This window comes from Kineosporia sp. NBRC 101677 (genome assembly GCF_030269265.1).
Taxonomy (GTDB): domain Bacteria; phylum Actinomycetota; class Actinomycetes; order Actinomycetales; family Kineosporiaceae; genus Kineosporia; species Kineosporia rhizophila.
Genome location: NZ_BSTA01000005.1, coordinates 85,790 through 98,672, shown reverse-complemented (window position 1 = coordinate 98,672; position 12,883 = coordinate 85,790). Strand labels below are relative to the sequence as shown.

At 73.4% G+C, this 12,883-nt stretch carries 1 protein-coding gene (only partly in view); it reads right to left on the bottom strand.

What is annotated here, in order from left to right:
* Positions 1-43: 43 nt before the first annotated feature.
* On the bottom strand, positions 44-12,883 hold the end of the coding sequence (locus QSK18_RS16580) for a type I polyketide synthase (protein ID WP_285620119.1). The gene runs 14,925 nt beyond the window's last position; the window shows 12,840 of its 27,765 coding nt (coding positions 14,926-27,765); the start codon falls outside the window, past its right edge — the gene reads right to left on this strand; the stop codon is at positions 44-46.

The following is a 12,883-nucleotide window of genomic DNA, read 5'->3' as shown; positions in this document are numbered from 1 at the left end:
CGGGCCGGCCGGGTCGTCCTGACCTGGCCGGGTCGCTGCCGTCTCACTCGAAGCCCTTGTCGACCAGGGCGAACAGTTCGTCGTCGGAGGCGGAGTCGAGGTCGTCGGCGGCCTCGTCGTTCCCGGTCTGCTCCTGGGGTCCCTGGGGTCCGGAGACCAGGGCCAGCAACTCGTTGAGCCGCCGGGCGATCTCGGCCCGATCGCCCGGGTCGGTGATCGCCGCGCCGAGCCCGCCCCGCAGGCTGCTCAGCGCCCGCAGCACCGGCTCGGCGGGCGAGGGTTCCTCGGCCGCGATCAGCCCGATCAGGTGCCCGGCCAGGGCCTGCGCCGACGGGTAGTCGAAGACGACGGTGGCCGGCAGTGTCTGCCCGGTCTGCGCGGTGAGCCGGTTACGCAGCTCGACCGCGGTGAGGGAGTCGAATCCTGCATCCCGGAAGGAACGTTCGGGATCGATGTCGTCCGGGCCCGGATGCCCCAGCACGGCGGCCGCGTGCGAGCGGACCAGGGTGGTGAGGTACTCCGGTCGTTCGGCCGCCGGGACGGCTGCCCAGCGCTGGGCGAAGCCTTCTGCCGAGGCATCGGTTCCGGCCGTACGACGGAGCGCGGCCACTGCCCGGGCGGGTGCGGCCGGGCGCATCAGGCCCAGCACGGCCGGGCCGGACAGCACGGCCCGGTCGAACAGGCCAAGGCCCTGCTCGAGGGACAGCGGCAGCATCCCGCTGCCCGCGATGCGGGCCTGGTCCACCTCGGACAGCGTTGCGGTCAGACCGGTCCGGGCGGTCCAGGCCCCCCAGGCCATCGAGACCGCGGGCAGGCCGAGGTCACGGCGGTGCTGGACCACGGCGTCGGCGAACACGTTCGCGGCGGCGTAGCTGCCCTGGCCCGGGTTGCCGGTCAGGCCGGCCATCGAGGAGAACACCACGAACCAGGACAGGTCCAGGTCGCGGGTCAGTTCGTGCAGGTGCCAGGTGGCCGCGGCCTTGGGCGCGAACACCGTCTCCAGCCGGCCGGCGCCCAGCGAGGTGATCACCCCGTCGTCGAGAACCGCTGCGGTGTGGATGATCCCGGTGATCGGGGTGGTGGCCGCGGCCAGGGCCTTCTCCAGGGCCGAGCGGTCGGCGACGTCGCAGGCCTGGATGTCCACGCGGGCGCCCAGGGCGTTCAGGTCCTGGCGCAGCCGGCCGGCGGATGCCGCCTGGTCGCCGCTGCGGCTGAGCAGCAGCAGGTCACGGACCCCGTGCCGGGTGACCAGGTGCCGGGCCAGGACGGCCCCGAGCCCGCCGGTACCGCCGGTGATCACGACCGTTCCGTGGGCCGGTGCCTGCGGGATCGTCAGGACGTTCTTGCCGGTGTGCCGGGCCTGGCTCATCGCCCGGAAGACCTGCGGGGCCTCGCGCACGTCGGTCCGGGTGACCGGCAGGGGCCGCAGCGCGCCGGCCCGGAAGAGCGACAGCAGTTCGCCCAGCATGCCCTGCACCCGGTCGGGGCCGGCGTCCATCATGTCGAACGCCTGGTACCGGACGCCGGGAACCTGTTCTGCCGTGCGGATGTCGGTCTTGCCCATCTCCACGAACCGCCCGCCCTCGGCCAGCAGCCGCAGCGAGGCGTCCACGTACTCACCGGACAGCGAGTTCAGGACGACGTCGACCCCCAGCCCTGCGGTGACGACGCCGAACTTCAGCTCGAAGTCCAGCGAACGGGAGGAGGCGATGTGGTCCTCGTCCAGGCCCAGCGAGCGCAGCACGTCCCACTTGCTCTCGCTGGCGGTGGCGAACACCTCGGCGCCCAGGTGCTGGGCCAGCTGGATCGCGGCCATGCCCACACCGCCGGTCCCGGCGTGGATCAGGACGCTCTCGCCGCGCCGCAGTCCAGCCAGGTCGCTCAGACCGTAGTAGGCGGTCAGGAACACCGTCGGCATGGCCGCGGCCTGGGCGTGACTCCACTCGTCCGGGTAGCGGGTGACGTGCCGGGCGTCGGCGACCGCAAGCGGGCCGAAGGCGCCGCCCATCATGCCGGTGACCCGGTCCCCGACCGCCAGACCGGTCACGTCAGCGGCCGTTTCGATGACCTCACCGGCGGCCTCGCCCCCGAGCGGGCCGGGATCACCGGGGTACATCCCCAGTGCATTGAGGACGTCGCGGAAGTTCAGTCCCGCGGCATGAATACGGATCCGTACCTCACCGGCCTCCAGTGCGCGGCCGGACTCGGGGTCGGGCACCAGGGCGAGGCCGTCGAGGGTGCCGCGCTGGACGGTGTCCAGACGCCAGGCCCCGGCCGGCGGGATCAGCGCCCCGGCCTGTGCAGCGGGCAGGAGGGAGGGCGCCAGGAACGCGCCGCCCCGCACCGCCAGCTCGATCTCGCCGGTGTCGATCGCCCGGGCGATGAGCACCTCGTCCAGCTCGGGGTCCAGCTCGGGGCCCAGCTCGGGATCCAGATCGGGGTTCAGTTCGAGGTCCAGATCGAGCAGGACGATCCGGCCCGGGTTCTCCGACTGGGCGGCCCGGACCAGACCCCGCACCCCGGCCGCCGGCAGGTCGCCGACCGGCTCGTGGGGGCCGGTGGAGACCGCGCCGCGGGTGAGAACCACCAGCTGGGTGCGCTCGTACCGGCTGTCGCCCAGCCAGGTCTGCAGGTCGGACAGGACCCGGGCGCCGAGGGTCTGCGCCTCAGCGATCGGGTCGGCTGCGCGGTCGCTTTCGGCCACCAGCACCCGGATCTGCCCCGGTGCCTCGCCGAGACCGGCCACGACGTCGGAGACCGCGGTGTGCACCGGGCCGTCCGCGACGGGGTTCCAGCGCGGCACCAGCACCACGGTCTCGTCGGCGACGGCCGGCGCGGTGAGGGCGCCGTCGGGCAGCGGCCGCACCCGCAGCGAGCCGATGCTCAGCACCGGCTCACCGGCCGGATCGGTCACGCTCAGCGTGCTGGCGTCCTCGCCGAGGCGCTCGGCCCGCACCCGGAGCCGGGTGGCCCCGGAGGCGTGCAGCCGGATGTCCTCGATGGTGAACGGAAGCTGCGCTCCCGCAGCCCGGTTCGGGTCCGTGAACAACGTCGTCTGCAGGACGGCATCGAGCAGGGCCGGGTGGATGCCGAACCCGGCCGTGTTCTGCCCGGGCGGCAGGGCGACGTCGCCGTACACCTGTTCCTGGTGCACCCAGATCTGTTCCACGCCCTGGAAGGCCGGCCCGTACAGCACTTCGGCGTCCGGGGCGTAGAGAGCACCGACCTCGAGCGGCCGGGCTCCGGTCGGCGCGAGAGCCGCCCTGGCCATGTCATCGAGATCGGAGCCCTCGGAGTGGGCCAGGCTTCCGCTGACGTGCCGGACCCATTCACCGTCCGGGCCGGTACGGGCGTGCACGGTGAGTTCCTCACCGCTGACCCGGACCTGGATCCGGCAGCCGCCGGCCTCCGGGATCACCAAGGGGGCCTCGAACAGCAGTTCGGCGATCCGGTCGAACCCGGCCTGGTCGGCGGCCTGGACCGCGAGCTCGACGAAACCGGCGGCCGGGAAGACGATCGCACCGCGTACCCGGTGGTCAGCCAGCCACGGGTGGGTGTGCACCGCGACCCGACCGGTGAGCAGGCAGCCGTCGCCCTCCGGCAGGTCCACGACCGCCCCCAGCAGCGGGTGCCCGGGTGAGACCAGGCCGGCTCCGCCGACGTCCGCGCTCGTGCCCGCAGCCACCGGCCAGAACCGCTGGTGCTGGAAGGCGTAGGTGGGCAACGACCTCTGTGCAGCGACCGAAGCCTTCGGGAGCACCAGGGGCCAGTTCACGGTGGCTCCGTGGACGTGGGCCTCGCTGAGCGCGGAGAGCATCCGCGCGGCTCCCCCCTCGCCCCGGCGCAGGGTGCCCAGCGCTGCGACCTCGATGCCCGAGGCGGCTGCGGTGTCACCGATGGCCGCGGTCAGCACCGGGTGCGGGCCGACCTCCAGGAAGATCCGCGCACCGTCGGAGAGCAGTTCCTGCACCGCGTCCTGGAGGCGGACCGGGCTGCGCAGGTTGTCCAGCCAGTACCCGGCGTCCAGGCTGCTGGTGTCCAGCAACCGGCCGCTGACGGTGGAGTACAGCGGCACGCTTGAGGCCTGGGTCGTCACCGTTCCCAGGGCCGCGAGCAGCTCCTCGGCCACCGGCTCCACCAGCGGGGTGTGGGAGGCGTAGCCGATGGGCACGCGCCGGGCCCGGATGTCGTGGCCTTCGCAGTGCGTCAGCAACTCCTGAACGGCCTGCGGTTCCCCGGAGACCGCCACCGACTGCGGGCCGTTGTACGCGGCAATCCACAGCCGGCCCGCCCAGGGGCGCAGCAGTCCCTCCGCTTCCGGGGCCGACAGCGGCAGGGACAGCATCGCCCCGCTTGCGCTGAGGCCGGCCGCGATCACCGCCGAGCGGGTGGCCGTGAGCCGGGCGGCCTCGGCCAGGGTGAGCGCGCCGGCCACGTGGGCTGCCGCGATCTCGCCCTGCGAGTGCCCGACCACGGCCGACGGCACGATCCCGCAGGCCTGCCACAGCCGGGCCAGGGCGACCGAGACGGCCCAGTGGGCGGGCTGGACCACGTCCGCGCGTTCCAGGGCCTTCTCGTCGCCCAGTACGTCGGTGAGCTTCCAGCCGACGTGAGGTGCCAGGGCGGCGGCGCATTCGCCGATCGCCTCAGCGAAGACCGGGCTGGAGTCGATCAGGTCGAGTGCCATGCCGGCCCAGTGGCCGCCCTGGCCGGGGAACACGAAGACCACCTCGGAGCTCAGGGCCCGGCCGGAGCGCACCTGGGCGGAGGGGCGCTCGTCGGCCAGGGCCGCCAGGCCGTCCCGCAGGCCGTCGAGGCCGTTGCCGGCCAGGACGGCGCGGTGGGCGAAGGTGGCCCGCTCGGTGACCAGGGTGCGGGCGACGGCGTCCGGGTCGGCGTCCGGGTTCTCCTGGGTCCAGGTCAGCATCCGCGTGGCCTGGGCCCGCAGCGCCGCCTCGGTCTTGCCCGACAGCACCCACGGCGTGGCCGGAGGGCTCAGGACCTGCTCCGGCCGTTCGGGCTCGGGGGCCGCTTCGTCGGCGGGGGCTTCGAGGATGACGTGGGCGTTGGTGCCGGACACCCCGAACGCGGAGACCCCGGCGCGGCGCGGGCGCCCGGTCTCGGGCCAGTCCACCGCTTCGGTGAGTAGCTGGACGTGGCCGGCTTCCCAGTCGATGCGGGTGCTGGGCCGGTCGACGTGCAGGGTCTGGGGAAGGACGCCGTGGCGCAGCGCCATCACCGTCTTGATCACCCCGGCGACCCCGGCCGCGGCCTGGGTGTGACCGATGTTGGACTTCAGCGAGCCCAGCCGCAGCGGGCGCTCGGCGGGCCGGTCCTGGCCGTAGGTGGCGATGATGGCCTGAGCCTCGATCGGGTCACCCAGGACGGTGGCGGTGCCGTGGCCCTCGACCGCGTCGACGTCGGCCGGGCTGAGCCCGGCCGCGGCCAGCGCGTTCCGGATGACTCGCTGTTGGGAGGGACCGTTGGGGGCGGTCAGCCCGTTCGAGGCGCCGTCGGAGTTGACCGCGCTGCCCCGGACCACGGCCAGCACGCGGCGGCCCTGGCGGCGAGCCTCGGAGAGCCGCTGTACGGCCAGTACCCCGACGCCCTCGGACCAGCCGGTGCCGTCCGCAGCCTCGGCGAAGGCCTTGCAGCGCCCGTCGGCGGCCAGGCCGCCGTGACGGGAGAAACCGATGAAGTTGTCGGCCGAGGGCAGCACCGACACCCCGCCGACCAGGGCGGTGGTGCACTCGCCGGTGCGCAGCGCGGCCGCGGCCCAGTGCAGGGCCACCAGTGACGAGGAGCAGGCGGTGTCCACCGTGACAGCCGGACCCTGCACACCCAGGACGTAGGCGATCCGGCCGGAGACGACACCGAGCGAGCCTCCGGTGGCCATGTGGTCGCCCAGCGCCGGGTCGGAGGCCAGGGCCAGGTCGTGGTAGCCGGAGGGCATGGCGCCGACGAACACCCCGACCGGGCTGCCGTGCAGGGTGCTGGGGTCGATGCCGGCGTTCTCCAGCGCCTCCCAGGAGGTCTCCAGCAGCAGCCGCTGCTGCGGGTCCGAGGCCAGGGCCTCACGCGGGGAGATCCCGAAGAAGTCGGCGTCGAAGTCGCCCACCCCGTCCAGGAACCCCCCCGAGGTGGTGGCCGAGGCACCCTCGCGCAGCTCGGCCAGGTCCCAGCCGCGGTCAGCCGGGAACGGCTGCACCGCATCGGTTCCCGACGACACCAGCGTCCACAGATCGTCGGGGTTCCGGACACCGCCGGGCAGGCGGCAGGCCATGCCCACGATCACGATCGGGTCGTCGGCGGCGGGAGCCGACTGGGCCGGCAGCTGCGACGGCGACTGCGACTGTGACGGCGTCTGTGGGGCGCCGAGCAGCCCGGCCAGGTGCCGGCTGACCTCGATGACGGTCGGGTGGTCGAACACGAGCGTGGCGGGCAGCCGCAGACCGGTGGCCGCGGTGAGGCGGTTGCGCAGGTCCACCGCGGTGAGGGAGTCCAGACCCAGGTCCCGGAACGACTGGTCGATCGCGACCAGGCCGGGGTCTGCATGTCCCAGGGCGGCGGCGACCTGGCGACGCACCAGATCGTTCAGGAAACGGCCGCGTTCGGCTTCGGCCAGGGCTGCCCAGCGTCCGGGGAAACCCTCGCCCCCGGCGCCCACGGCGGGGCGCCGCACCACGGCCGGGACCAGGTCTCGTAACGGCACGGGAACGTTCTCCTGGGCCTGCAGGGCGCCCGCGTCCAGCCGGGTCAGGCCCACCACCGGCTGATCCCCGGCCACCGCCTGGTCGAAAAGGCGCAGCCCCTGGCGGGTACTCAGGGCCGGCAGGCCGGTGCTGGCGATCCGGCGGCGGCCGGCCGCCGAGAGCTGACCCGTCAGGCCGGTGGTGGACTGCCAGGCCCCCCACGCCAGCGAGACTCCCGGCAGTCCGCGGTCACGGCGATGCTGCGCCAGGGCGTCGGCGAAGACGTTGGCGGCGGCATAGTTGCCCTGCCCCGCATTGCCCAGCAGACCGGCCAGCGACGAGAACAGCACGAACAGACTCAGATCCAGACCCTGGGTGAGCTCGTGCAGGTGCCAGGCGGCGTCGGCCTTGGGCGCGAGCACACGATCGAGCCGGCCGGCGTCCAGGGAGCCGATCACACCGTCGTCCAGGACGCCGGCAGTGTGCACCACCCCACCGATCCGGTGGGCATCGATCAGGGCGGCCAGGGCCGCCCGGTCGGTGACGTCGCACACCACGACCTCGGCCCGGGCGCCGAGCCCGGCCAGGTCGTGCACCAGTCCGGCGCTGCCCGGGGCGGCCGGGCCCTGCCTGCTGATCAGGAGCAGGTCGCGCACGCCGTGCTCGCGGGCCAGATGCCGGGCCACCTCGGCGCCCAGACCACCGGTGCCCCCGGTGACCAGCACCGTGTCCTTGATCCGGACCGAACCAGCCTGCTGAGACTGCTGGTTCAGGCGCAGCGCGCGCAGGGTCGTCCCGCGCACCGCCAGCCTCGGCTCACCGGTGACCAGGGCAGCGGAGATCGTGTCGGTGGTGGGCTCGGCATCCGCGTCCAGGTCGAGAAGGACGATCCGGCCGGGGTTCTCCGACTGGGCCGAGGCGACCAGACCGTGCACGGCAGCGGCCGGCAGATCGGTGATCGGCTCGTCCGGGACGGCACTGACCGCGCCGCGGGTGACCACGACCAGGCGCGCATCCGGCGGGCCGGGCTGGTCCAGCCAGGTCTGCAGCTCCGCCAGCACCCAGGCGCTGATCTCGTGCGTGGCCTCGACCACCGGCGTACCCGGACAGTGGGGCACGTCCAGGGCCAGGACTGCGCAACCCTCGTCGGGCCGCGAATCTCCCGGCCGGACCCAGGCCAGGTCGGCGACGTGAGCCGATCCGGCCGGGGTCGCCACCTCGACCCACTGCGGCACCAGGACGGCAAGGTCGTGGTCGTCGGTCGCCGCAGCCGTTTCCGGCAGCGGCCTCAGTGCGAGCCGCCCGATCGACAGGACCGCGTTCTGGGCCTCGTCGGTGACCAGGACACTCACTTCGTCCGGAGCGGTCCGGGTGGTGAGCACCCGCACGCGAGCGGCCCCCGAGGCGAACAGGCCGGCCTCCCCGAGCAGGAACGGCAGACGGGCCGGGCCCGTACCGTCCCAGTCCAGGAACATCGCTGTCTGCAGGACGGCGTCCAACAGCACCGGGTGGATGCCGTACCCGTCGGGGCGTTGCCCGTCCGGCAGCATCACCTCACCCCAGACCTGCTCGCCCTGCTTCCACACCTTCTGCAGCCCCTGGAAGGCCGGTCCGTAGCGGACATCGGCGTCGGGGCGATAGATCTCGCCCGGGTCCGACGGCTCCAGCCCGGCCGGGGGCCGGGTGTCCTGGTCGGGGGCCTGAATCGGCTGGACCACCAGGCGTCCGCTGGCGTGCTCGGTCCAAATCGTGGTCCCGTCGGGACGGGAGCTGATGCTCAGCGTCCACGCCTGGCCGTCCTCACGCAGGAGCACCTGGATGCGGTGTGCCTGATCCGGCGAGAGCACCAGCGGGGCAGCCAGAACCAGTTCGGCGATGCTCGCGCACCCCACCGCGTCTCCGGCCCGAACCGCCAGCTCGGTGAATCCTGCTGCGGGGAAGTAGATCTGGCCTCGGACCTGGTGATCGCGCAGCCACGGCTGGGTCCGCACGGACAGGCGTCCGGTGAGCAGGACCTCGCCGCTGGCCGAGATGGTGGTGATGGCGGTGAGCAGCGGGTGCCCGGCCTCGTCGAGTCCGGCGCCGCTCACGTCGGCCGTCAGCGACAGGTCGTCGGGCCAGTAGCGCTGCCGGGTGAAGGCGTAGGTGGGCAGGACGGTGCGGGTGGCCGGAACCCCCGTCACCGGTTCCCAGTTCACCGTCACTCCGGCCGCGTGCAGCCCGGCCATGGCCGTGACCAGCTGCCGGATTCCCCCCTGCTGGCGCCGCAGTGTCCCCACGGCCGCACCGTCGACCTCCGCGCTCTCCAGCTGCTCCTCGACCGCGAGGGTCAGCACCGGGTGCGGGCTGATCTCCAGGAACACCCGGCGTCCGGCGGAGATCAGGTTGCTGGTGGTCTCGGCGAAGCGGACGGGCTCGCGCAGGTTGCGCACCCAGTAGGTGGCGTCGGCGGTTGCGGTGTCCATCAGGTCACCGGTGACCGACGAATGGACGTCGGTGGCGGACGTTTCCGGTTCGATGTCGGCAAGGTCGCGCATCAGTCGCTCGCGGATGGCCTCGACCTGCTCCGAGTGGGAGGCGTAGTCGACCGGCAGGACGCGCACCCGCACGCCCTCGCTCTCGCACCGGGCGGCCAGGGCCTCGATCGCGACGGCGTCGCCGGAGACCACGACGGCCTGCGGGCCGTTGACCGCGGCCACGGACAGGCCCGTTCCCTCGATCAGGGCCGAAGCCTGTTCCCCGGAGACAGCTATCGCTGCCATGCCCCCGCGCCCGGCCAGCTCCTCAGCGATGGCCCGGCTGCGCAGGGCCACCACCCGAGCCCCGTCCTCCAGGCTCAGACCGCCCGCCACACACAACGCCGCGATCTCACCCTGCGAATGCCCCACCACCGCGGAGGGTTCGACGCCCAGTGACCGCCACACCCCGGCCAGGGAAACCATCACCGCCCACAACGCGGGCTGAACGACCTCCACCCGCTCCAGCGCGCGCTCATCCCCCAGAACATCCGCCAGACGCCAGTCCACGAACGGCGCCAGCGCCTCCTGGCACGCCTCCATCCGCTCGGCGAAGACCGTGGACTCAGCGAGTAGATCGACCGCCATTCCGGCCCACTGGCCACCCTGGCCCGGGAAGACGAACACCACTTCGCCGGCGGACTTCGCTGCACCCACCACCACGTTCACGGCCGGTTCGCCAGAAGCCAGGGCGGTGAGCCCGGTGGCCAGCTCCCCCACGTCGTCGCCGATGACCACGGCACGCCGGTCGAACCTCGTGCGCGAGGTGACCAGCGCATGACCCACCGCCCGCAGATCGAGGCGCGTCCGCCCGTCCATCATTTCGAGCAGCCGGGCCGCCTGGCCCCGCAATGCCGCATCGGACTTGGCGGAGAGGGACCACACGGCCGGCGCCGCGAGAGCGGGCTCCTGGGCGGAGACCGCAGGGCCGGCTCCGGGTGCCTCCAGGATCAGGTGGGCGTTCGTGCCGGAGAAGCCGAAGCTGGAGATGCCCGCCCGGCGGGGGCCTTCGGTCCAGGCCTGGTCCTCGGTCAGCAACTGCACCGACCCGGCCGACCAGTCCACCTTCGAGGAGGGCTGGTCCACGTGCAGGGTCCGGGGCAGCCGGCCGTGGCGCATCGCCAGCACCATCTTGATCACTCCGGCCACCCCGGCCGCGGCCTGGGTGTGCCCGAGGTTGGACTTCAGCGAGCCCAGGTACAGCGGGGCGGTCCGGTCCTGGCCGTAGGTCGCGAGAACGGCCTGGGCCTCGATCGGGTCACCGAGAACCGTTCCGGTGCCGTGCGCCTCGACCACGTCCACGTCGGCCGGGGTGAGCCCGCCCTGGGCCAGGGCGGCGCGGATCACCCGCTGCTGCGAGGGCCCGTTCGGCGCGGTCAGCCCGTTCGAGGCGCCGTCGGAGTTCATCGCACTGGAGCGGATCACGGCCAGCACCGGGCGGTTCTCCCGGCGGGCCTGCGAAAGGCGCTGCACGACGAGCATGCCGCCGCCCTCGGCCCAGCCGGCCCCGTCCGCGGAGTCGGAGAAGGCCTTGCAGCGGCCGTCGGTGGCCATCCCGCCCTGGGCGGTGAACCCGGCGAAGGTGCCCGGGGTGGCCATCACGGTGACCCCACCGACCAGCGCCGCCGAGCACTCACCCCGGCGGATCGCGGCGGCCGCCAGGTGCAGGGCGACCAGCGAGGAGGAACAGGCGGTGTCCACCGTCACCGCCGGGCCCTGCAGACCCATCACGTAGGCGACCCGGCCGCTGGCGACGCTCTGCGAGGCCCCGGTCATCAGGTGCCCGACGACCTCGTCGCCCAGTGCCCCGGCCACGTCCCCGTAGGCGGAGTTGAACGCGCCCACGAACACGCCGGTGTCGGTGCCGGCCAGCGTGGCCGGGTCGATCCCGGCGTTCTCGGCCGCCTCCCACGACATCTCCAGCAGCAGACGCTGCTGCGGGTCCATCGCCAGCGCCTCGCGCGGGGAGATCCCGAAGAAGGCGGCGTCGAAGCCGGCGACGTCCTCGAGGAAGCCGCCCTCATCGGCGACCGAGGTGAAACGCTCCCGGTCCCAGCCGCGGTCGGTGGGGAACGGCGAGACCGCATCGCGGCCCTCGGCCAGCAGCTGCCACAGGCCCTCGGGGGTGTCGATGCCGCCGGGGAAACGGCAGGCCATCCCGACGATCACGATCGGGTCGTCGTCGGATTCGGTGGCCGGCGCCGGTACGGGCACGACCGGACTTGTCCCGGCACCGCCCAGCAGCCCGGTGAGGTGTTCGGCGAGCACGTCGATGGCCGGGTAGTCGAACACCAGCGTGGCCGGCAGCCGGAGCCCGGTCAGGGCGGCGATGCGGTTACGCAGCTCGACCGCGGTCAGGGAGTCGAAACCCAGCTCGCGGAAGGCCTGGCGCACGTCGATGCGCTCCGGTGAGGAGTGCCCGAGCACGGCCGCAGCGTGGGCGCGCAGCAGGTTGTGCAGGAAGGCCGGGCGTTCGGGGGCCGCGACGGCCGCCCACTTATCGGCAAAGCTGTTCGTTTCCGGTCGCTTCTGCACGGAGGCGATCGGGCGGGAGGCGCTCTCGAGGCGGACCAGGGGCCGCATCATCGGCGGCAGGTCGGCGGCGCGCAGCACGGCCGGATCGATCCGGGTGAGCCCGAGCGTGGCCTGGCCCGAGCGCAGCGCCAGGTCGAACAGTTCCATGCCCTGGCGGGCGCCCAGGGGCGGCAGGCCGGACTCGGTCACCCGCTGCAGGTCGGCCTGCGAGAGCGTGGCGGTCAACCCGGCCTCGCTGGTCCAGCCGCCCCAGGCCATGGAGGTGCCGGTCAGACCCTGCGAGCGGCGCCACTGCATCAGGGTGTCGGCGAACAGGTTGCCTGCGGCGTAGTTGCCCTGCCCGGGGTTGCCGGTGGTCCCGGCCAGGGAGGAGTACACGACGAAGAAGGCCAGGTCGGCCCCGCGGGTCAGGTCGTGCAGGTTCAGCAGGGCGTCGACCTTGGGCGCCAGGACCCGGTCGAGCTTCTGCGGGGTCAGGTTCTCGATCAGGCCGTCGTCGAGAACCCCTGCGGTGTGGATGATCCCGCGCAGGGGACGCTCGGCCGGCACAGAGGCCAGCAGGGCGGCGGCCGCGTCCCGGTCGGAGACGTCTGCGGCCTCGATGCGCACCCGTGCGCCCAGTGCCCGTAGTTCGGCGGCCAGTTCGGCCGCCCCCTCGGCCTGTGCTCCGCGCCGGCTGACCAGCAGCAGGTCAGTGGCTGCGTGGGCGCTGACCAGATGCCGGGCGGTGATGCCGCCCAGGCCCCCGGTACCCCCGGTGATCAGCACAGTGCCGGCGGCCAGGTCCTGCCCGTCCAGGGCGGGTGGGATGGTGAAGACGAGCTTGCCCACGTGCCGGGCCTGGCTCATCGAGCGGAACACCGCGCCGGCTGAGCGCAGGTCGTGCGCGCTGACCGGGACCGGGGTGATCCGGCCGGCCTCGAACAGGGCCAGGAGTTCGCCCAGCATCTGGCTGATCCGCTCCGGGCCGGCGTCGATCAGGTCGAACGCCTGGTAGCCCACGCCCGGGTGGGCGCCCAGCACGTCGTAGGGCGAGCGGATGTCGGTCTTGCCCATCTCGATGAACCGGCCGCGCTCGGCCAGCACCCGCAGCGAGGCGTCGACGAAGTCACCGGCCAGGGAGTTGAGCACCACGTCGAC